This window comes from Duganella flavida (genome assembly GCF_009857445.1).
Classification (GTDB): domain Bacteria; phylum Pseudomonadota; class Gammaproteobacteria; order Burkholderiales; family Burkholderiaceae_D; genus Rugamonas; species Rugamonas flavida.
The window spans coordinates 1-22,542 of sequence record NZ_WWCN01000018.1 but is presented as its reverse complement, the minus strand read 5'-3'; the positions used below and the strand labels follow the sequence as shown (position 1 = coordinate 22,542).

14 protein-coding genes, 2 pseudogenes and 1 riboswitch are annotated in these 22,542 nt (G+C 62.0%); of the genes and pseudogenes, 4 read left to right on the top strand and 12 right to left on the bottom strand.

Annotation, left to right across the window (positions count from 1 at the left end; translation table 11 throughout):
* The first annotated feature begins 261 nt into the window (after positions 1-261).
* Complete coding sequence (locus GTP46_RS23880) at positions 262-2,064, top strand: PhoH family protein (RefSeq protein ID WP_161009130.1); 1,803 nt, start codon at positions 262-264, stop codon at positions 2,062-2,064.
* Between the two features lie 75 nt (positions 2,065-2,139).
* On the opposite strand, the gene GTP46_RS23875 is transcribed toward GTP46_RS23880, so the two are convergent.
* Positions 2,140-2,778: a CCXG family PEP-CTERM protein gene (locus GTP46_RS23875; protein ID WP_161009129.1), complete on the bottom strand. Its 639-nt coding sequence runs from the start codon at positions 2,776-2,778 to the stop codon at positions 2,140-2,142.
* Positions 2,779-3,056: 278 nt separating this feature from the next.
* Here GTP46_RS23875 and GTP46_RS23870 point away from each other — a divergent pair, with 278 nt between their 5' ends.
* Together GTP46_RS23870 and GTP46_RS23865 are read left to right on the top strand one after the other, a co-directional pair.
* Positions 3,057-3,347, top strand: a complete 291-nt coding sequence (locus GTP46_RS23870; RefSeq protein ID WP_161009128.1) for a type II toxin-antitoxin system HicB family antitoxin — start codon at positions 3,057-3,059, stop codon at positions 3,345-3,347.
* A 64-nt stretch (positions 3,348-3,411) separates the two neighbouring features.
* Entirely contained in the window at positions 3,412-3,612 is a 201-nt protein-coding gene (locus GTP46_RS23865) for a heavy-metal-associated domain-containing protein (protein ID WP_161009127.1), read from the top strand.
* Here GTP46_RS23865 and GTP46_RS23860 read toward each other — a convergent pair.
* A pseudogene (locus GTP46_RS23860) lies at positions 3,613-4,032 on the bottom strand (glutathione S-transferase C-terminal domain-containing protein); the annotation flags it as partial.
* Positions 4,033-4,111: 79 nt separating this feature from the next.
* Here GTP46_RS23860 and GTP46_RS23855 point away from each other — a divergent pair.
* Positions 4,112-4,861: pseudogene (locus tag GTP46_RS23855) on the top strand (sulfite exporter TauE/SafE family protein).
* On the opposite strand, the gene GTP46_RS23850 reads toward GTP46_RS23855, so the two are convergent.
* The 10 genes from GTP46_RS23850 to GTP46_RS29555 form a co-directional block, all read right to left on the bottom strand.
* Positions 4,858-6,900 (bottom strand): TonB-dependent receptor, encoded by a 2,043-nt coding sequence (locus GTP46_RS23850; RefSeq protein ID WP_161009126.1) that lies wholly within the window; start codon positions 6,898-6,900, stop codon positions 4,858-4,860. The pseudogene GTP46_RS23855 and the gene GTP46_RS23850 overlap by 4 nt on opposite strands.
* Complete coding sequence (locus GTP46_RS23845; protein WP_161009125.1) at positions 6,897-10,901, bottom strand: cobaltochelatase subunit CobN; 4,005 nt, start codon at positions 10,899-10,901, stop codon at positions 6,897-6,899. Before GTP46_RS23845 ends, GTP46_RS23850 begins: the two co-directional genes overlap by 4 nt.
* On the bottom strand, positions 10,888-11,223 hold the full coding sequence (locus GTP46_RS23840) for a DUF2149 domain-containing protein (protein WP_161009124.1): 336 nt from the start codon (positions 11,221-11,223) through the stop codon (positions 10,888-10,890). Before GTP46_RS23840 ends, GTP46_RS23845 begins: the two co-directional genes overlap by 14 nt.
* A 1-nt stretch (position 11,224) precedes the next feature.
* Positions 11,225-11,773: a MotA/TolQ/ExbB proton channel family protein gene (locus GTP46_RS23835; protein WP_229259074.1), complete on the bottom strand. Its 549-nt coding sequence runs from the start codon at positions 11,771-11,773 to the stop codon at positions 11,225-11,227.
* Between the two features lie 115 nt (positions 11,774-11,888).
* Positions 11,889-12,105: riboswitch (cobalamin riboswitch) on the bottom strand.
* A 4-nt stretch (positions 12,106-12,109) separates the two neighbouring features.
* Entirely contained in the window at positions 12,110-12,496 is a 387-nt protein-coding gene (gene cueR / locus GTP46_RS23830) for a Cu(I)-responsive transcriptional regulator (RefSeq protein WP_161009122.1), read from the bottom strand.
* Positions 12,493-14,670 carry a heavy metal translocating P-type ATPase gene (locus GTP46_RS23825; protein ID WP_229259073.1) on the bottom strand — a complete coding sequence of 726 codons (2,178 nt, stop codon included), beginning with the start codon at positions 14,668-14,670 and terminating at the stop codon, positions 12,493-12,495. The genes cueR and GTP46_RS23825 overlap by 4 nt, the downstream gene beginning before the upstream one ends.
* A gap of 67 nt (positions 14,671-14,737) precedes the next feature.
* Positions 14,738-15,586: a FecR family protein gene (locus tag GTP46_RS23820; protein WP_161009121.1), complete on the bottom strand. Its 849-nt coding sequence runs from the start codon at positions 15,584-15,586 to the stop codon at positions 14,738-14,740.
* Positions 15,555-20,186: a beta strand repeat-containing protein gene (locus GTP46_RS29560; protein WP_202414416.1), complete on the bottom strand. Its 4,632-nt coding sequence runs from the start codon at positions 20,184-20,186 to the stop codon at positions 15,555-15,557. The genes GTP46_RS23820 and GTP46_RS29560 overlap by 32 nt, the downstream gene beginning before the upstream one ends.
* 15 nt (positions 20,187-20,201) lie before the next feature.
* Positions 20,202-21,785, bottom strand: coding sequence for a ShlB/FhaC/HecB family hemolysin secretion/activation protein (locus GTP46_RS23810; RefSeq protein ID WP_161009120.1), 1,584 nt, complete (start codon positions 21,783-21,785; stop codon positions 20,202-20,204).
* 162 nt (positions 21,786-21,947) lie between these two features.
* Positions 21,948-22,542: hypothetical protein (locus GTP46_RS29555; protein WP_371869739.1), on the bottom strand; the 595-nt coding region annotated here is incomplete at its 5' end.

Here is a 22,542-nt window from a genome sequence, read left to right as displayed (position 1 = left end):
TTTGCAGCTTCCAGTTTGCTCAACCGTAGCAGAACCGAGCGTATCCAGTTATTTTGAGTCATCACTGTAATTCCTCCCACCCTACATGGTGGCCAGCCGGCCACCACGCGGTACTTTCACCGGGCAAGATGAGCGCCCGACGGCAGTCTACTATCCCGTTTTACCCAGCATCCACCCCATCCGGTTCCAACATGGCTGCCTCCCAGTCATGTGCTGCGCCTATGGGCGGATTCCTCCAGTTATTTTCCTATTGAGATCCTGATGCCACTGCCAAAAATTCCAAGTAAGCCAGCGACTATACTGCTGGCAAAAGATTACCCTAAGGCCAGCGGCCGAGTGACGCCTGCCCTCACGGCAGTCGCCGATATTGCGCCTGAGCCTGCACCAGCGCCGAAGAAAGCGGCAACCGTGAAAGCCGTTCCTGCAGCAAAAAAACCGGCAGTCGCCAAAACGCCTGCCAAGTCCAAAGCCGTGGCCGCCGTACTGAAAGCCGCGCCGGCCGTATTGAAGGCTGCCGCCGACACCATCGAAGCCAAGGGCAAATCCTCGCCACGTGGCAAGGTCACCCCGATCACGGCGGAAGCGCCGCATCCGGCCAAGCACAAGCCGAACGAAGTGGCGATCAAGTCGTCCACCAGCCGTCACGCTGACCAGACCGGCACCACCAAGATGTTCGTGCTGGACACCAACGTGCTGATGCACGATCCATCGTCGCTGTTCCGCTTTGAGGAACACGATGTCTACCTGCCGATGATGACGCTGGAAGAACTGGACAACCACAAGAAAGGCATGACCGAGGTAGCGCGTAACGCCCGCCAGGTCTCGCGTACTTTGGATGCGCTGGTCTCCAACACCGACGACGACGCCATCGAAAACGGCATCCCGCTGTCCAAGCTGGGCAACAAGGACGCCAAGGGCCGCTTGTACTTCCAGACCCGTCTGCAAACGGCGGAACTGCCGGTCGGCCTGCCATCGGGCAAAGCCGATAACCAGATCCTGTCGGTAGTGCGTTCGCTGGAAGCGGAGCAGGAAGGCCGCGCCATCGTGCTGGTGTCGAAAGACATCAACATGCGCATCAAGGCGCGCGCGCTGGGCCTGCCGGCCGAGGACTACTTCAATGACCACGTCATGGAAGATACCGACCTGCTGTACTCGGGCATCCTGCAACTGCCGGACGATTTCTGGAACAAGCACGGCAAGGATCTCGAATCGTGGCAGGAAAACAAGAGCGGCCAGAGCGCAACCTTCTACCGCGTGACCGGTCCGTTTGTGCCGTCGATGCTGGTCAACCAGTTCGTGTTCCTGGAGCCGAAGAATGGCGAAGCGCCGTTCTATGGCCAGGTCAAGCAAATCAACGGCAAGACCGCCGTGCTGCAAACCCTGCGCGACTTCAGCCACAACAAGAACAATGTGTGGGGCGTGACCGCGCGCAACCGCGAGCAGAACTTTGCGCTGAACTTGCTGATGAATCCGGAGTGCGATTTCGTCACCCTGCTGGGTCAGGCTGGCACGGGTAAAACCCTGCTGGCACTGGCGGCCGGTCTGGCGCAAGTGCTGGAGACCAAGCTCTACAACGAAATCATTGTCACCCGCGTGACGGTGCCAGTCGGTGAAGACATCGGTTTCCTGCCGGGTACCGAGGAAGAGAAAATGTCGCCGTGGATGGGCGCGTTTGACGACAACCTGGAAGTGCTCAACAAGTCCGATTCGGATGGCGGTGAGTGGGGCCGTGCGGCGACGCAAGACCTGATCCGTTCGCGCATCAAGATCAAATCGCTGAACTTCATGCGTGGCCGTACCTTCGTCAACAAGTTCCTGATCATCGACGAAGCGCAGAACTTGACGCCGAAACAGGTCAAGACGCTGGTAACGCGCGCGGGTCCGGGTACCAAGATCATCTGCCTGGGTAATATCGCGCAGATCGATACGCCATACCTGACTGAAGGTTCGAGCGGCCTGACCTACGTGGTCGACCGCTTCAAAGGCTGGTCGCATAGCGGCCACGTCACCCTGGCGCGCGGCGAACGCTCGCGCCTGGCAGACCACGCCAGCGAAGTTTTGTAACGCCTTTAAAAACTAAGTAAATCGTTTAGATAGTTCTCAGCCCCGCCCGCAGCAATGCCGGCGGGGCTGTTTTTTTCAGGCTTGCTGTTTGTAGCGGCGGCGACGCGCCAGCGTGCCCACTACACCCAGACCGCCCAGCAGCATGGCGTAGGTTTCCGGTTCAGGTACTGGGGCCAGCGTGGCAGTGCTGAAGCTATGGAAACTCTCGCCATCAGTCGCGTACTGGACTTGCTGGCCGCCGTCGCAGCAGCCTTCCAGGCCGTAGATGGTCAGCGTGTGGTTGCCAGCCGACAGCGCCGTGCTGTTGATAGCGAAGAACTGGTCGGTGCTGCCATAGCCATAGTTCCACCACATGTCCGTGCTCTTGTATGCCACCGGAGTGTTATCCAGGAACACCGCGCCGCCATTGCCAAAATCGACACCGGCACGGAACCAGTAAGTGCCGGCGCTCGCCAGGCCGAAAGTAATGGTGGACTTGAAGGCGATGTTGCTGTTACTTCCACCAAAAATCGACTGGTTGGAAACGTCGTCATAAGTACTCAACAGCGTGTTGTTTGGCGAACCTGCAACAGCGGCGTTGACGACATCGCGATAATCTTCCGCCGAGGCTTGCGAACCGGCGGCCGAGTAACCGGTCTGGAACGAGATGACCGCAGCATCGGCGCTGCCCACGCCGATCGTGAGAGCGAGGGCGGCAAGTTTGATCAATTTCATAGTAACTCCCATCATGGTGAGGTGAAAAAGCGTTGCGCTTAACCAGGCACGGTGACAGGCAGCCTAGTTGGCAATATTTCTACGGAGATACATTAAATACAACGAGGAATTATTTGGATGTTATATGAGGCAATATGCCGTGTCAATCGAACAAATCGCAGAACAACAGGGCAAATGCAGGCGTGCGAAAGTGCTTGAAACCAGCGGCGACCTGTATAACACTAGACTCCCAAGTCATTGATTTCACCGGTCTTTCGCGCTAGCTGAGGTAAGACATCATGGACATTCCTATCCTGATCCAGAAGACGGTGAGCGCCAAGAAAAAGTACGGCGTCACGGTGCCTGACATCCCAGGTTGCGTCACCACTGGCGAGACAGTGGACAAAGCCATGAGCAATGCCACCAAAGCCATTTACGGCCACGTCAGCCAACTGCTGGAGCAAGGCAAAGCCTTCGAGATCCGCGCATCCGAAGTGGAAAACCTGGCCCATGAACCTGATTACGCCGGCGGCATCTGGGCCCTGGTCAGCCTCGACCTCGCCCGCCTCGACGATCCCCCAGAAGATTAAACTTGACCTTCCCACCGCTGGAAGGATTACAGTGTGCTCATCGAAACTGTTTTGGGAGTACACGATGTACCAGCTTCAAGTAGAAAACATGAGCTGCGGCCACTGCGTGGGCGCCGTGACCAAGGCGGTGCAGGCGGTCGATGCCGCAGCCAAGGTAGAAATCGACCTCGGCACCAAATCGGTCACAATCGACAGCGCCACGCCGCTGGCCCCACTAAAATCCGCCATCGCCGACGCTGGCTACCCGGTCACCAGCGCCGCCTGATTATTTATCCAGTTCCGGATAATGGCGGAAGATGCCGGTTTCATTGAAGGGGATGCGGCGTTTGGATTGCAGGTAGGCGGCGATGTTGGGACGAGCCACTACCTTGTCGTGCAGCGCGATCAGCTTCGGATACGACGACTCCAGCCGCGCCATCGCTTTCGGGAAGGCACGCTTTCAAAATAATCCAGTACTTCGGGATGCGCTGCTCGCGGAAATCCTTGGAGCGCGCTTTCGCTTCTTTCTTCTGGTCTTCGTAGTAGAGATTCGTTGAAATCGGATGGTGCGTATCGTGTGCTTCGTTGACGATGTCGGCGATGGTCAGCTGTAGCTGGTTGGCCCACAAGCGCGCGGCGCCAGCTTGTGCTTCGCGCCGAGGTACATCAGGATATTGGCCGTCTGACCGATCAGCAGCTCGCCCGCCAGTCACCACACCCCTGCAGGCCGGGCCAATAAAATAGTTGGTAGGGAGAGGTCGTGCACTCATGGTAGCATCAAAGCCATGCCACTCGACACACACACCATCATCATGATCGCCGCTGCCGGCTTGTTTGCCGGCGTCCAGAACGCGTTGGCTGGCGGCGGCTCCTTCATCACCTTCCCTGCCCTGCTGCTGGCCGGCCTCAATCCACTCGCAGCGAACATGACCTCCACCATCGCCATGTTCCCGGCGCAGACCACCACCGCTTACGCAGGCCGCTAGCTGGCCGGTGACGTCGGCACGCTGCGCTTCCGCCACCTGTTCATCATCAGCATAGTCGGAGGCATCGCCGGTGCGCTGCTGTTGCTGCACACGCCTGCATCGTTCTTCGCCAAGCTGGTGCCGTGGCTGGTGTTGTTTGCCACCAGTGTGTTCGCGTGGGGTAGCTTCCGCCGCAAACCGCTACACGCAGCCAGCAGCATGCCGCGCTGGGCACTGGTGTTGGTGCAGGCCTGCATCTCGATCTACGGCGGCTACTTCGGCGGCGGTATCGGCTTCCTGATGCTGGCCGCACTGACCATCGCCGGCCAGCAGGTGCGCGTCGCCATCGCCACCAAGAACGTGCTGGCGATGGCAATGAACGCCGCCGCCACGCTGATCTTCGCTACTTCCGATTTAATCAGTTGGCCCGCCGCTGCCGCACTTTGCGCAGGCGGCATCGCCGGTGGCGTGTGCGGCGGGTGGCTGGTACACCGCTTGCCGGAGAAAATCATGCGCGGCTTCGTGGTGCTGGTCGGCGCCACGCTGACCATTTGGATGTTCGTCCGTTAGAACGTCGTCTTTACCGTCAGGCGCAGGCTGCGTCGTTCAGCCGGATGGTAGTGGATGTCGTCCACGCCTTCCGCCGGTTCGCCCGGCAGGCGCGAGGCGTAGTAGTAGTCCACATCACTCACCTTGCGGTCGAACAGGTTGAAGGCATCCAGCTGCACCGTCCAGCGGCGATTGAATTTGTAGCCCAGGCGCGCATACGCAATCGCCGTGGTGGCGGAACGCTTGCTGTTATCTTCGATCAGCGGACGCGGACCAAAGTAGCGCATCTGGAACGCCGCCGACCACGGACCAAGATCCATAATCGTCGCACCAAACGACGCTACCTTGCCGATTGCTCCCGGAATGTAATCGCCCACTTCGTCATGCTCGGTGTAGTGTGCACGGGAATACGCCAGGTCAACGTCAAACAGCAGCCACGAATTGGCGATGTAGTGGTTGTTCCACTCGATGCCGGAACGGTAGCTGCCACGGCTCGCCGAGGTATCGCCCGCATCGCCTGAGAACACCAGCTCCGACTCCGAGCGCAGCTTCCACAGGGCGACAGAGCTTTGCAGTCCCGGTACGATCTCGGTGCGCGCACCAAGCTCCGCGCCACGCGTTTTCACCAGCGGCGTGACGGGATCGATCGGCTCCAGCTCCTTCGGCGTCAAGTGCACTGTGGTGCCGCGCGCATCGTTGCTGTGAAAGCCCTCGCCGTAGTTGATGAAGAATTCGGTCTTGGCCCAAGGCCCCAGCACCACCGAGAATTTCGGCGACGTGGTACCTGCACTGACCTTGCCCGAGTTTTCGGCGATATTGCTGTCCACATCAAAGCGATAACGGTCATAGCGCAAGCCCGCCGTAGTACGCAGCCAATCGCGCCACTGCACTGTATTCTCCAGATAGGCGCCGACACTGCCCTCCTTCACCTTCGACTCCGTGATGGTGCGCAAAGTCTGCTCGTTGCGCGTGGCATACAGCGCCAACGGCGACAGGTAGTCGTAACGCCCCTGCACGCCGACCTTGTTGCTGACATCCAGACCGCCCCAATGGCTGAACCACGTCTGCGCCACGTCGAAGCCGCCCATGCGACGCTTCTCCTGCTGACGCGACTGGTCGCCGTTGACCGGATCATCAAGGAAGTAAGTGAAGTCGTTGTACAGCGTCAGGCTCGATTGCACCAGATAGGCATTCGCCTGCAGCAGCGTATCGGCGGTACGCTTGCGCATAGTGGCGGACAAGCTGTAACGCGAGGTCATGCCGCCATCGCTGGTATCAATCGCGCCATACGGATCGAGCGCTCCGCTTTGTACTGCGCGCAGCGGGATCTGGTTACTGGCATACCACGCGCCCTTGTAGAACATGCCGGTCACGCTGAACTGGTCGTCGCTGGCACCTTGCGAATAACGCAGCACGCCCAAGCTTTTGTGGAAGGCTTCCGGCTCCACCCACGGGCCGTTGTTGTGGCCCAGTTCCGCGCCGTACACCAGATTGCCCGCGCCCAGCGGCGTCGAGCCGGTGACCACCGAACGAGTGTACTGGTTCTCACCGACCGTCACGCTGGCCGTGCTGTCACGCAGCTTGTTCGCCAGCGTCATATGCGCCGCACCGGCAGAGGCGAAGTCGCCTTCGTCCGCGTAGTACGGGCCTTTTTTATAGTTAATGCGGTCCACCAGCTCAGGGATCAGGAAGTTCAAATCCGTGTAGCCTTGGCCGTGCGCGTGGGTGCGCATGTTGACCGGCATGCCGTCAACGAAGGTCGCAAAGTCGGTACCGTGATCGAGGTTGAAGCCGCGCAGGAAGTACTGGTTCGCCTTGCCGTCACCGCTGTGCTGCGTGACGATCACGCCTGGCACAAATTCCAGCAGCTCGCCCGGACGCAAGGCTGGACGATTGGCGATCAACTCCGCCGTGACCGCACCCTGGCTGGCGGCGCCGGAGGTACCAACGCCGTTATCATAGTGACCGCGCACTTCCACCGTCGTATCCACAGTATCCGTTTCAGCATGAGCAGCCAGCGGCAAAACAGCCGCCAACGCGACGAGGGACTTACCGATCATACAAAGCCTTTCAATTTTCGAAGTTTGTTGCGACGAGCGAGATAGCCGATGCCCACCAGTGCAGCGGCTAGCGCCAGCAGCACGAGCGTGCCCACTGTCTTCTGGACCGTAGTCAAGTTGGACAAGGATTGCATTTCAAAGCCGCTGACTTTAGCGTCGGCAGCTTCCGGTTTGGCCTGCGGTGCAGGCTTCGCCCTGGCCTGTGGTGGCGGCGGTGGCGGGTGCTGAGTCTCGGCCTTTGCCTGCAAGGCCTGCAACTCGGCAGCGGCGTTGTTCATCGCCGCTTGTGGTGACGGTGCTGCGCCGCCAACTCGCGCGGCTTGCACAGCACCCTTCACGATACTAGCATTGGATCCGACGTTTGGCGCGAACTCCGGGTTGAATTGCGGTGCTATTTTTAACGTCGCCTTGCTGCACGAATCGGCACTGCACGAAACACCGGCATCTTTGATGGCTATAGCATTCATCTGGCTTAGTTTCTTGAACACTGCGTCACTAGGCTTCCAGTAACCACGTTCGACGGCGCTCAGCATGCGGTCCGTCATCGCCTGGAATGCGCGCAGGTTGCCGGCAGCCGCGAAGCGCTCGCGCACCTTCAAACCATGACGGTCTTCAACGTAGGTATCGTACATGCGCTGCCACTTGCCGTTGTCGACCACCTCCGGCACCGTGACCTGCCACGCCCACAGATAATCCACCACGCGGTTGATGTAGCGTGCGCCGGAGTAGCCCTCTTTCAGCATGCTGTCAGCCCAGCGCGGGTTCAGGTAGCGCGCCTGCATCTCCTGTCCCATGTACTGCTCCAGCGTCTTGTGCGAAGCGCGGCGCGGATTGGCCAGGTCGCTGACCATCACCTCTGGCGTCTTGCCATCCACGCTGCGGATCGCCATCGCGGTGCCACCGAGGTACTGGAAGAAGTCATCGTTGTCCAGCGTCGCAAACAGGTTGCTGGAACGACTGTGCAGCGCAATCTGGCTGCCGGACAGCGCCTGCTTGAACAACTCGCGGCGCTGCTCCGGATTGGCCTTGTCGTCGCCCCAGTAACCGGCGCCGAACGGATGGCTCATGCGATTGATGAACACATCCGCCACTTCCTTCTCGTTCTGCCACGCGTTCGTGAGCGGGATCAGTTTTTCGATCTGCGTGCCATACGCGCCACTCGGCACGCCGAAGATGCGCACCGACGCCATGCGCTGCGCTTCTTCCGCCGAAACGCCGCGCGCCGTCAAGGCGGCAGCCACCTTGCGGCTGTGCGCCGTCATCACGTTGCCGCCTTCGTCGTCCTGTTTCTGCGCCAGTTGCGCGGCTTGATCCATCAGCGTGAGCAGGTTCGGGAACAAGTCGCGGAACAGGCCGGAGGACACCAGCGTGACGTCCACGCGTGGGCGTCCCAGCTGCTTGCGCGTCAGCGCTTCCACTCCGGTGACGCGGCCACGTTCATCCCACGTCGGACGAACACCCATCAGCGACATGGCTTGCGCTTCCATCACGCCTTCGTGGCGCGAGGTCTCCACGCCCCACAAATTCATACTGAGCTTTTCCGGATAGGCGCCATGACGCTTGCGATAATCCTCCGCCAGTTGCTGCGCCAGTTTCGCGCCAGCTTCGTAGGTGGTTTTGCTCGGAATGCGCGATGGATCGAGGCCGAAAAAGTTACGCCCGGTCGGCAGCGCATTCGGATTGCGCACCAAGTCCGCACTCGCACCGGTCGGGATGTAGCGACCCGACAGTGCTTGCATCAAGCGGTCCAGTTCCAGCTGCGCGCTTTGCTCAATATCCGCCTCCAGCTGCGCGATGCGCTTGACCTTCTGCTCCGGCGTGGAAGTGTTATCGAGGCTGACCACCGCGCGCGCGGTGGAATTGCGGTGCTCTGCTGATGGCGCCACGCCGAAGGTGTGCAGGCCGAATGGCGTCAGCTTGCTGCCGGTGTCGTCGAGATATTCTTCGAGACCCTCCATGTCAGCTTCCGATTTCAGTTCGGTCTTCTTCATGTCCTTCAACACGCCGCTCTTTGCTGCGAGGCGGTTGATGGCTTTCAGGTGGCTGGCCGCCAGCAACGGGCTTTTCTGCTCTGCGACGCGATAGTCATTCAGCAGCGCGCCCAGTTCGCGCAGGTCGGGATTCAGGCCAGCCACGTCGAACGGCGGCGTCATATGATCGATGATGGTCGCCATGCCGCGACGCTTGGCCTGGATCCCCTCGCCCACGTCGTCCATCACGTACGGATAGATGTTGGGCATGGCGCCAATCAGCGCCTCGGTCGGATCGCTGTCGGACAGGCCGGCCTCTTTACCGGTCAGCCACTCCTGCGTGCCGTGGGTACCGATGTGCATCACCGCATTGGCCTGGAAGTCCTTTTGCAGCCACAGGTAAAACGCGATGTACTCGTGCGACGGCGGCATGCTCACTTCATTATGCAGCTTTTCGAGGTTCTGTTCCCAAGCGCGGCCCGGCTGCGGCGCCATCAGCACATTACCGAAGCGGCGTGCCGGATAAACGAAGAACGCCTCACCTTTCGCGTTGCGCCACAGGACCGGCGCTTTCTCCGGCTTGCCCCACGACTGTTCGATCGATGCGCGCAGCGGCTGCGGCAGTTTCTCGAACCACTGCTGGTATTCGGACAGCGGCACCAGCAAGGCCTGGCCACTTTCGGCCAGATGCTTCAGGCCCGCCATGTAGTCGCCTTTGGACTTGCCGGGATAGTTGCCCCACTTCTGGATCTCGCCTTGCAGCTCTGCTTCGTTGGCTGGCAGCGCCTCGCCGGTGCGGTAGCCATCATGCTTGAGACGCTGGACGATTTTCCATAAGCTCTCAGGCAGCACGTTCAGATAAGCCGCGCCGATGGTCTCGGAGCCGTGCGGATAATTAAAGTAGATCATGGCGACACGCTTGTCGCCATTGGCCTGTTTGCGCAGCGCCAGCCACGCGGCCACGCGCTCGTTGAGGCGTTCGACGCGCTCCGCAATCGGCGTCTCTTCAACGTAAGCTAGACCAGTCTGCGCATCGCTGATGCGCTCACGGCTAGCCACCACGGTTGGCTGAATCAGGCCCGCCGCTTCCGCGCCGGCCAGTTGCCACGTGCGCTCAATAATGTCGAGACCAATCTTGGATTCCTGCCACTGCGCGTAAGTCTGCTGGCTCAGGGTAATGGCGTTAATCGCCGGGACGCCAATCTGGTCAAGCAACGCGCCCACGCTGGCAGTACCGCCGACCTTCATGCCCAGTGCAACGATCAAGTCCACACGGCTCTTGCCGTTTTCGTCCAGCAGCAGCTTGAGTGGCGTTTCGTACGGATAGCCGAACACCGGCACCACGTTGTAACCACTCGCCTCCAGCCGTGTGACAATGGCCGTCAGCGGCAGCGTTTGACCTGCCACCAGGCTGGCGCGATAGAACGGCACAGCGATCCACGGAGCGCCCGGCTTGTGATGCCCGTAACCGCGCACGTAATCATCGTAGGTACTGACGGTGCGGTTGGCCTGCACATCGTACAGGCCCGATTCCGGCATGGCGTGCACCGGTGCGACACTTACCTTCGAACCGAAGCTGTTACGCAAAATATAGCGCAGCAGGTTGCCAATGTTTTCCACGCCGCCTTCCGCGTGATAGGCCTGGATCGACTGATCATCGCGTACGCCGAGTTCACGCAAGCTATCGTCAATCGCACCGACGGCAAACACCGGCTTGCGCGCTTTTTGCAGCGCTTGCAGTTCGCCGGTGAGACCAGCCATCGCCTGGCGGCCTTTAACGTTGATGACGGCGACATCGGCGGCAGCGAGCGCGCTGCGATCCGCCGGCGTGAGACCGTTCACAGGAATGATGCGGATGGCGACATTCAGCGCCTTCAACTCATCCTGCAAACCACGCACTGCCAGTACGGCGGGACGCGACTCCACGTCGCCCAGCATCAGCGCCAGCGTGCGCGGCGACTGCGCCGAATGCACGTAGCCGACCAGGCATAGCAACAACAAGGCAAACGCCCAAAGCTTATTCCGGAACATAAACCACCTTCCCGTCCGGCAGTTGGTACGCAGTGCCCAAACGTTTGCCGGAGCCGGACAGCGGTTTGTCGCTAACCTTGCTCACTTTGATTTCCGCCCCCCTCTTCGTCAGCACTTCGACATGGCCGTCGGCGGACTTCTTGGCGATGGTGACTTCGGAATTCGGATCCAGCAGATCCATCATGTTCCAGGCTGAGAACAGCGCCAGCATCATCGCCACGATGAACACGATACTGGCGTCGAACAGGTTGGCGACGCCCGATAGAGGATCTTCGCCATGCTCGCCGAGGCGAGAATAGCGGTGTTTATTCAAGTAGCGCATGTCAGGCCTCCGCGCGGACCAGGTGCGGCTTGGCGGCGTGCGACGCCAGCAGCGATTCGGCGGCGAATGCGATTTCGGTCAGGTCGCTGCGCAGCCAGTGCTCGCGCACCAGCGTCAGCACGTAGGCGCTGACGCTGCACGCCAAACCGACCACCGTGGCGGTGAAAGCGGTAGTCATCGACTCGGCCATCTTCGGCAGGTTGCCTTGTGCGAGGCCGGCCAGCGAGATGCCCATCGGGATCAGGGTGCCCATCAGGCCCAATGCGGGACCGACGCGTACCACGAAGCGCACGCCATCGAGGCGGCGCACACCACTGGTGTCGGCGCGCTGCACCACACGTTCGAGGCGGGCATCGAGTGCCGGCTCACCTTCTTGTGCGGTCAGCGTTTCGGACATCTCCTTGCGTGCAGTGGCGACCAGCATGCGCATGCCGCGACGGCGTTCGAACCATTCGGCGGCGAAGGTGCCGAAGCACACCAGCATGTGCAGCACCAGCGCGGCGATGCCGACCAATACCGGCAGGTAGAGGACATTGGAAATGGAGTACAACAGCGTTTCAATAGAATGAATCGCTGCGTCAACAGGCAGATTTTGCATAGACGGATTGTGTAAAGACGCGCAAACCACTCACCTCCCCGTGAGTGGTTTGAACAGAAGCGCTTGCGGCGCTTCCACCTGTTTGGCCGGTATCCGGGCTCGCAAGCAGATCCACCTGACCTTCCCATGCATGAAGCACAGTGGTTTAGCGAAGTGGATTGTCGTCGTGTGACGACGCTTGTTTACCGTTGCGGGGGCAGCACAGGTTCGCCGTTGAAGGCTCCTGTTTCCCGTTTAACTGCGCATCTGGACAGACGCGCGTGCACCAAAACGTGACGGAATTATACGTTAGTCAGCGAGGCTTTGGAGGATTGGGCAGTCGGGACGATCATCGCCGTGGCAGCAGCCGGCCAGTGTTTGCAGGGTGTCGCGCATTTCGGTCAGTTCGGCGATGCGCTGGTTAAGCTGCGTCACGTGACCCAGCGCGATGGTTTTGACGTCGGCGCTGGCGCGCTCTTTGTTCTGCCATAGCGACAGCAGGTCGCGGATCTGGTCGAGCGAGAATCCCAGCAGCCGTGCCCGTTTCACGAAGCGCAGCGTGTGCAGGTCGTTCTCGCCGTAGATGCGGTAGCCGGCGTCAGTGCGCTTCCCTGCCGGGATCAGGGCGATGCTTTCGTAGTAGCGGATCATTTTGGCAGAAACGCCGGTGGCGCTCGCGGCTTGGCCGATGTTCATGTGCGGTGCTCCGGTTTCCAGCGCCGCAGCAGCAGCGCATTGCTGATGACGCTGACCGAGCTTAGAGCCATCGCACCGCCTGCCACCATGGGGTTGAGCAGACCGAAAGCCGCCAGCGGGATGCCGATCAGGTTATAGATGAAGGCCCAGAACAGGTTCTGGCGGATTTTGTTGTAGCTGTGGCGCGAGATGCTGATGGCGGCAGCCACCAGCGCTGGGTCGCCGCGCATCAGGGTGATACCGGCAGCGTGCATGGCGACGTCGGTGCCGTTGGACATGGCGATGCCGACGTCCGCTGCAGCCAGCGCGGGGGCGTCGTTGATGCCGTCGCCGATCATGGCGATGGTGGCGCCGCCGCGCTTCATGCCGGCGATGGTGCTGGCTTTGTCGGCGGGGAGCATGTTGGCGATTACGCGCTGGATGCCGAGTTGCTGGCCGATGGCGTCGGCGCTGCCTTGGTTGTCGCCGGTGAGCATGACGGTTTGGATGTTCATGGCGTGCAGCGCTTGCACGGCGGCGCGGGCTTGCGGTTTGATGCGATCACCGAAGGCGAGCAGGCCAAGGAGTTGGTGGGTGTTGGCGTCGGCCAGCCAGGAGATGGTGTGGCCTGCCTGCTCCAACGCTTCGGCGCGGGTGGAAAGTGCTTGCAATGAGATACCGTGTTCCTGCATCACCCGCGTGCTGCCCAATACGAGGCGCACGCCCTCCACCGTCGCCGCCACGCCGCGTCCCGGCAGCGCGCTGACGTCAGTCGCGAGCAGCGGCGCAATGGCGGGCGAGGTCGCGGTGCGGGCCTCGGCGGCTTGTACGACGGCCCGCGCGAGTGGGTGTTCGCTGCCGCGTTGGACGGCGGCGGCTAGTTGCAGCAGGCGCGTTTCGTCGGTGCCCGGCGCGGGGGCGAGTTCGGTCAGCGATGGCTGGCCTTCGGTCAGCGTGCCGGTTTTATCGAAGGCGACGGCGGTGATGCGGTGCGCCAGCTCCAGCGCTTCGGCGTCTTTGATCAAAATGCCGTAGCGCGCCGCGACGCCGGTGCCGGCCATGATGGCGGCTGGTGTCGCCAATCCCAGCGCGCATGGGCAGGCAATCACCAGCACCGCTACCGCGTTGATAATGGCTTGCTCCGCGCCGCCGACCAGCCACCAGCCGGCAAAGGTCAGCAGCGCCAGCACCAGCACCACTGGCACGAACACCGCGCTCACGCGGTCTACCAGATGCTGCACCGGCGCTTTGGCGGCCTGCGCGTCTTCCACCAAGCGGATGATGCGCGACAGCGTGCTCTCCGCGCCGACCGCGCTCACGCGCACCAGCAGCAGGCCTTCGCCGTTGATTGCGCCGCCCGTCACGCGTTCGCCGGCGTGGCGTGCAACGGGCAGGCTTTCACCGGTGATCAGCGCCTCGTCGACATGGCTTGCGCCTTCGGTCACGATGCCGTCGGCGGCGATACGTTCGCCGGGACGGATGACGATGATGTCATCCACGCGCACCTCATTGATGGCGATATCGAGGTCTTGGCCGTCGCGGCGCACGCGTGCGGATTCGGGCCGCAGCACTTGCAAGGCGCGGATGGCAGCGGTGGTCTGGCGCTTGGCGCGCGCCTCCAGCCATTTGCCCAGCAGGACCAGCGTGATCACCACCGATGACGCTTCAAAGTACAGATGCGGCATAGCGCCGCCGGCCAGCAGCAGGTAGACGCTCAGGCCATAGGCGGCGCTGGTACCCAATGCGACCAGCAAGTCCATATTGCCGCTGCGGGCGCGGGCTGCCAGCCAGCCGGCGCGATAAAAACGTGCGCCCAGCCAGAACTGCACCGGCGTGGCGAACAGCCATTGAATGCGGCCGTCCAGCATCCAGTGGACGCCGGCGAATTCCAGCAGCATGGGGAGCAGCAGCGGCAGCGAAAACAGCGCGGCCAGTCCGACGGCACGTCCGTCCGCCGATGCCGCCACAGGCGGTGGCGATGCGGCTTCGACTTGCGAGGCCCGATAGCCTGCCTTGTCGATCGCTTGCGCCAGCATGCCGAAGTCTAGCGGCTGCGCCGACTCCACGCGCGCCATTTCGGTGGCGAGGTTGATGCTGACCTTGTCCACGCCCGGCACGGCCGCGAGCACCCGCTCTACCCTGCCGACACAAGACGCGCAGCTCATACCGTCAATTTTGATTGCTTGCTGATTCATGGGACACCCAATGCTGTTTCACCATCTACAGCATCAAGTATCCCACGGTTGGAAGGTCAAGGTTTTTTTAGCGGACTTCGCAATCAACCTGGTTGGATTTGGCCGGGCCGACAGCAGGGCCGCCTGATGTTGTAGAACTGGCGTTGAAGACTGGCGGCGGCGTGAATTTCAGGCCTGGATTCTGCGGCACGATAACCGCTTGCTGGGTGGGACTCGGCGTGAAGCCGAACTGCCCGGCATTGAATTGGAAGGAGCCGCCCTTGTTACTCAAATTGATAATGCCGTCAATCACCTGAACGTACAGCCCCGGGGCCAAGCCGTTTGGCGACGCCGGCACCGGTCCTTGCGCCAGCATCAGCGGCTGGACCGGGTAGCTGTCACCCAACGCTGCGGTGCTGGCCATTAGCCAGGCCTGGCGCGCGGCCGCTGCCTGCGCCACCGCTTCAGGCGATGGCTCTACCCACTCGGCAATGAAGGTGGTGCCGCGAATACCGATGGTGGCGCTCGGCGTCTTCATTGCGAACTTTTCCTTGTTACGTTTGCCCAGCAGCCCGGTCACCGAGCGCAGGCCGCCCTTGACCAGGTTGAACGAGGCGTTGTCGCCATCTGGCTTGCCGGCATCGTAGCTGAAGTTCTCGACCTTGAAGGTGGTCGACGGCTTGAGCGTGATTTCGCTGTTGTCGATGAATTTCACCATGGCGTAGGTGTTCTTCTCAGTCACCAGTGTGTCGCCGCTTTCCACTTCGGACTTCATGGACAAGATACGCACCGCGCCGTCGGCCTTCTTGGCCAGCAGCGGACCGCTCAGCTGCACCACCGTGCCCGCCACCTGCGCGGCCCAGCTTGCGCCGGCCACACAGAACAGCATCAGCACCCACAGTGCTTTAATTGCAGTACAGTTTTTTAACTTGGTCATTTTTAATTCCGCTCTTGTCTTTGGATGCGTCATCGGCCACTTTGTCGGTGCTCTTTTCGGACTTGGTATCGTCCGGCGTGGACGAGGTAGCAGCACCGCCGCTGGAGCTACTGGAGCTGCCAGAGGTGCTGGAGCTGCTGGTTGTAGCTGGTTTCTTGTCGCTCGTGATGAGCGCGTCGCCAGAGGCCAAGGTCGTGATCACCTGGTTGGACGCCTGCTGCACCGGCTTGACCGGTTCCGTTGCCGTCGGCGGCGACAATACCTGACACAGCGCCGAATTCGGCGCGATGGTGCAGATGTCGGCCGATGGTGGCGGCGTTGGCGTTGGCGTTGGCGTTGGCGTTGGCGTTGGCGTCGGCGTTGGCGTTGGCGTTGGCGTCGGCGTCGGCGTTGGCGTTGGTGTCGGTGTCGGCGTTGGTGTCGGCGTTGGCGTCGGCGTCGGCGTCGGCGTCGGTGTTGGCGTCGGCGTTGGCGTTGGCGTTGGCGTCGGGGTTGGGGTCGGCGTTGGCGTTGGCGTTGGCGTTGGGGGCGGCGTAGGAGTCGGCGCTGGAATCAGCGTTGGCGACACCGCGCCATGCACGTCCGTCACCGTACCGCCCGGCACGTAGCTGGTCGCCGTCATCGTCACACTGCCGCTGGTCGAGCTCACGCTCGCCGAGCCGCCAATAGTCAGAACGTTGTCAGTGCCGTAGCCGGTACCCGCCGCCATCATGATACTGCCGGAATCCGTCGTCACATGGCCATCGATCTCCAGCGGGCTGTGCGTCTGCAGCGTAATTCCGCCGGTGCTGGTTTGCACGTTGCCGGCCACCGTCATGCCGCCGATATTGTCGATGGTGAAGCTGCCGCCGTTGCCGGTGCCCGCCTGCAGCACATTATGCACCGTGGCTCTATCCGGGTGAGCCGGGTTGTTGGTGTTGGCGATATTGATCGGCGCCGTGCCGCTGGTCGCCGTATTGGTCACTGTCAGCTCCGACACTTGGGTAGCCAGCGCCAGCGAAGAGTCGCCAACGCCGCCGGTCGTGTTTACGGTCAGCGTATTGGCCGTCAGCGTACCGCCCGGCACGGTGCCGCTGCCTTTGATCAGCGCGCCGGTCACGTTGAAGGTGGCCGAGCCCAGCGTATTCACACCGTCGATGTTGTACAGCACCTGGGAGGTGGAGGAACCGCCGGTCAGCTTCGCAATCGCCAGCGGACCGGTGTTCGAGAAGCTCAGGTTGCCGGAGCCGGTCTGCGACACCGCCAGATTGCTGACGGTATTAGCGGAATTGGCCAGTGTGATATTGCCCGCAGTTTCAATCCCCAGGTCACGCACATTGATTGCCGCCAGCTGCGTAATGTTGCCAGCATAGCTGAGCAGGCCGATGCGCTGGGTCACCGCGCTGTAGCTGCTATCCGTGGTACCGACGCCGGCCAAGCCGTTGGCCACGATGTTGCCCACATTGAGCTCAGCGTTAGTCGAGCCCAGTCCAATCGTCGGCGCCACCACGTGATACAGCTTTTGCACCGACAGGCAACCCGTGCTGCAGCCGGTGCTATCGCCGAGCTGCATGCTGTAGCCCGCCGTGTGCGGCGTGATGCTGGCCACCGTGGCAGTGAGGTCTGCGTTCAGGTTCAGCGTATCGGCGCCGATACGGAACACGGCAGCCGAACCGGCTGTGTTGACATTCACCGTGCCGCCATCCAGCGTCACGCTCTGGCTCTTGCCATCGATGGCGCCCGCCACGTCAATGGTCGGCGCGCTGATTGCAGCGGAGCCGCCGGTCTTGGCACCGCTCAAGGAAATGGCGTTCAGGCTAATACCATCGGTATTTTTCACCGTCAGCGAGCCGACGCTGGTGGCGCTCAGCGCAGCGATGTGATTGGTGATGCCCGTCAACTGCACCGCGCCCGGCGCACCGGTGATGCTCAGCGACGGCGTGGTCAGCACGGCGCCACTGTTCTGGGTGATATCGGCGCCCGATTGCAGGGTGATGCCGGTGGCGCCAGTCATGTCGCCGGTGATGTTCAGGTTGCCCAGCGTGGCAAACGAAAACGCGCCGCTGCGGGAAATGCCGCTGACCCCGGCCACCGTATTGTCGCCGGTCAGCGCCACCGAGCCGCCTTTGGCCGACAAGGCGCCAGCGGTGATCGCTGCCGCGCCGCTGAGGGCGCCGCTGCCGGCATCCATACTCAGGCCGCTCAGCGTCTGCAGCGTGCTCGATACGGTAATCGCACCGCCGCGCAGGTTCAGGTTGCTGGTAGCGGTGCTGCCGCTGCTGAGGTCGATCGCACCGCCGACGGTGATGGCGCCGCTATAGCTTTCGCCGGTGCCGATCGTTAGCGTGCCCGAGCGCAGGGTATTGAGTTCCGCCTGTGTCAGGCTGAGCTTGTCGGAGACTTCGGCCCCGAGGCTGATGCCGGTGGTCGCCCCAGAAGTACCGACCGTGATGGTGCCTGCGCTGATATTACCAGCCAGCGCCATCTTGTTGCTGGTCAGCCCGATCGTATTGAGACCGGAGAGACTGACGCCGCTGCTGGTGCTCAGGGTGCCGGTGCCGTCCACGCTCACGTAGAGGTTGTTTGTGCCGGACAGCGCCTTGCTCAGCGTGATGTCGTTACCGCTTTCCAGTAGCAGGTTGCCAACGTTGTTCAATGCCACGTCGACGCCGGTGGTAATGCTGCCTGCGCCGGCATGGCCGATGTTCAAGTTAGCAGTGGCGATCGATTGCAAGCCGGTGGCGTCCAGGCTGAGTTTGCCAGTAGCAGGCGCACCGCCGAAGACGATGTCGCGACCGGCAGTGCTGCTGATAATCGAAACCGTATCGCTGCCGTCCGACGAGCCGCCGCCGATGGTGCCGGCGGCGCCGCCCAGGCTGAGGTTATCCGCCTTGAAGGACAGCATGCCAAAGCCAGAGGTCGCCACGGCGCTGTTGGCGCCCAGCGTAATCACGCCTTCGGCCACCGTAGCTTGCGCATCGAGGTCGCCGCCGCCCAGATTGAGCTTGCCGTTGATGGTGATGAAAGAACCGGTGGCCGTCAGCTTGTGACCGTTGGTGCGGATGGTGTCCGTATCCGAATACCTGGCAATGGTCACGCCGCCGATGCCGGTGGCGGCGCCGCTGGTGGCGTCGTTGGCGCTGAGCGTAACGTCACCGTTCATGTAGATCGGATTGTTAACGATGATGTCGTTGCCGGCCACCGCAGTCAGGCTCACGCCAGCGTTGCTGTTGTTGATGCCGGCGTTGAAGGTGATGTCATGCCGCGCATGCAGCACCACATTGCTGCTGGCGCCAGAAATCAGGCTGGCGCTGACGTTGGAGGTGCCGCTGGTGTCGGTGCCAAACGTGTCCAGGCCGTCCAGCGAACCGCCCTCGCTGGTGATCACCGTAATGTTGAATGGGTCGAGCAGCCATAGTCCGGTGGCGCCCTTGAAGGCGCGGGTACTCACGCGCGCGCCGGCCACGTCGAGGTAGTCGCCCGAGGTTTCCACCGAGCCGCCGTTGCCGCCCAGTGCACCGCCGCGCGCCGACAGCGAACCGTACATGCGCGTCGCCTTGTCGCTCCACACCACCAGCTTGCCGCCGTCGCCGCTCTCGGTAGCGTCAGCGCTGATCACGGCATCCTTGGCCACGTAGGTGGCTTGCGCATTCATCACTGCCGCATTCTTGCCCTGGTAATCGCCGCCGACCAGCACCGAGCCGCCGCCTGCTGCGCCGCTGGCATCGACTGTGGCGTTGCCCATCACGCCCACTTTCGCGCCCAGCAGCATGATGTCGCCGCCGGTGTTGAGGTTGCTGCCGGTGGCGCTGGTGAGGCTGCCCGCTTCCACCAGCGTGGTATCACTGGCCTTGAGCACGATCTTGCCGTTCTCGCCGCGCACCGCGCTGTTGGCGTTGATCACGCCGCGCTGGTTGACCAGTGCGCCAAACACGCCGACGCGGCCGCCCTGCGCCACGATCTGGCCAAGGTTGATGGCCTGGTCGGATGGCGACGATACCACCACCTGCACATTCGGATCGCTGGAATCAAACAGCTGCACGCTCTTGCCTGCGGCCAGCACCACGTCACCGTTCGGCGACGAGATGATGCCGCTGTTTTCCACCGCCGGCGCAATCAGGAAAATCTGCCCGCCGGACGGCGTGGTGATGCTGCCCTGGTTGCTGACCTTGCCCGCGTTGGCGGCGCCGTCGAAATTGTTTTTCCCGGCCAGGAAATCGGCGTTGGACATATTCAGACTGGAGGCCACCAGGCCGTTCACATCAACGCGCGAGCCGGCGCCGAAGATCACACCGTCCGGGTTAATCAGGAACACCTTGCCGTTCGATTGCAGCGAACCGAGAATCTGGCTCGGGTCCTGGCCGGTGATGCGGTTCAGCACCTTGCTGTCGGCGCTTTGCTGGATGAAACGGGTGATCTCGCCCGGCGCGATCGAGAAGCTGCGCCAGTCGATGATGGTGTTGGGCGTATTGGTGATCGAGTACAGGCTGCCTTGCTGGTTGAAGGTCGCCATGCCGTGCACCACGGTCGGCGCCACCGGATTGGCCTGCACGCTGCTGAAGGCGGCGGCCACTACCACGGCCAGGACCTTGCGGCGCAGTTTAAAGGAGCTAGGTTTCATCGTCTCTATCTTCAATCAGTAAGCAAGGCCGAGGCGCAGATGCAGGCGGTTGGCATTGGCGCGGGTGGTGGCGCCGGCCTTGGTCACATGGCCGTAGTCCAGTTGCAGGTTCACATAAGTCGACAGGACAAAGCGCGCGCCGACGCCGGCGCTGGCAATGGTCGTGCTGGCCAGTTCGCTCGGCAGGGCTTTGTTACGGTGCACGTAGGCGCTGTCGTAGAAGCCCAGCAGGCGGCAGTTCCAGGCGGCGCGCGCGCACAGGTTGGGCGTGTAGGCCTCCAGATTAACGCCGAGGCCGGAGTCGTTGGCGATTTCGCGTTCGATGAAGCCGCGCACCGAGCTGGCGCCGCCAGCGCCGAACTGCTCGCCCGGAATCAGCGCATCGTTGCTGTACTGGCCGTTGACGATGGCGCGCAGCTGCCATTCACTGGCCAGTGCACGCGTCACGCTGCCGCCGAAGCGCAAGATGGTGTAGTTGGCCTTGGAAGCCGGACGCACCAGGGTGAAGGCATCCTGGCCACCGTTGCTGCCGCCCGAGACGTTGCGCAACAGGGTGACTTGTCCGCCCATCTCGCCCTGCTTGATCGGCAGGCTGGCCTGGTAGCTGATGCTGAGCGGATGCACGGTGACGTTGTTGCCCAGCTCGGTGTCACCCAACAACACACTGTTCTTGAAGGCTTTCACGTCCAGTCCATACGACAGCTTGGCGTCGAGTTCGCCGCGCTTGGCCAGGGCCTGATTGTAACGCCCGCCATACACCGCGCCCTTGCCGCTGACGGCCAGATTGAAGGCGCCGGCGCTGACTGTGCCGGAGTCGACATTGGAATAGCTGGCGTAGAAATCCAGCGAATCGCCACTGGCGTACAGCGGGATGTGGTAGCCAGCGCCGTACACCTTGACGCGGCCCGGCTCTTCGGCCGAGGAGGTGTATTGGAGCGAAGCCAGGTGGTCGCGCCCAAACAGGTTGGCGTTTTGCAGCACCACGCCGACGTGGGTCTTGCCGGTAGCGGTGGTGCCGGTGTTGTCGGCATTGGCCATCACCTTCCACGGCGATTCATCCTTGACGTCCAGCACGGCGTCGACTTCATCGTCCTTCTCGCCGCTTTGCAGTTTCATCGTCACTTGCTTGGACGGATTCTCGTTGCCCTGCTTGAGGTTATTCGACACGGCCTTCAGGTTGGGCGACTGGCCCTCCTGCAGCGCCGGCAGGCTGCGGCGGATATTGGCTTCGTCGAAGTGCTGGTTATTCTTGACGCTGACACGGCCGATCCTGGTTTCCACCACACGCAGCTGCACCACGCCGCCGTTGAGTTCCTGCTCCGGCAGTTCGATCGTCACCACGTTATAACCGCGCTGGTGATAGACCGCTTCCAGCGCCTCCAGCGCCCGCTGCACGTCGCCGAAGTCGCGCTGTTTGCCGCTGTAGGGCGCCAGCGCGGCCTCGATTTCGGCTGGCGGCAACAGCGTGTTGCCCTTGACCTCGAAGCGGGAAATTTCAAAGCGGATGGTGCTGTCGTCGGGCGCCGGTGCGGCCCAGGCCGAAGCGACGGCGGCGGCGAGAACGGAACCCGCAAGCAGGCGCGTTAGACTATATCTCATGTTGTGGACTCTTATCTGGCAGTGAGCACTGTCAAGCTTGGCATTTTATTATTTTACATTAACAATCTTTCCCCCGATGCTAGCATAGCCCCCCCTTGCTGCGCGGCGTTCTTACCCGCCGAGCCTGTAACTGTCAGGCAAGTGTTGGATTTTTGCCTGCACTTAGTTGCAATACATTTTCTTGACCTGCTCCTTGGCGTTCGCAGTATTGAAGACCTTGCTGCTGCCATCAGCATTTTTCTCATCCGGCACCTTGTCGTCCGGCGTGCTGCCGCCGCTGCTGCTGCCGCTGCTGCCACTGCTGGCCACCCGCGTATCGGGCACCGTGCTTGGGGCGCTGCTTTTCTGGCTGGCGTTGACCGAGGTATTGATGATGTTGACCGTGGAATTGATGGCGGCGGCCACTGGCTGGTTCTGGTTCTGAGTGGTGGCGGCATCGGCTGCGGCTTTGGCGGCCGCATCGGCGGCGGCCTTGGCAGCGGCGTCGGCGGCCGCTTTGGCCGCTGCATCGGCAGCAGCCTTGGCCGCGGCTTCTGCCGCCGCTCTGGCGGTCTCGGCGGCTGCGGCAGCATCGGCTGCTGTCTTGGCGGCGGCCGCATCAGCAGCGGCTTTGGCAGCAGCGTCGGCGGCAGCTTTGGATGCAGCATCGGCGGCCGCTTTGGCGGCGGCATCGGCAGCGGCTTTGGTGGCAGCGTCGGCGGCGGCTTTGGACGCAGCATCGGCGGCCGCTTTGGCGGCGGCATCAGCGGCGGCTTTG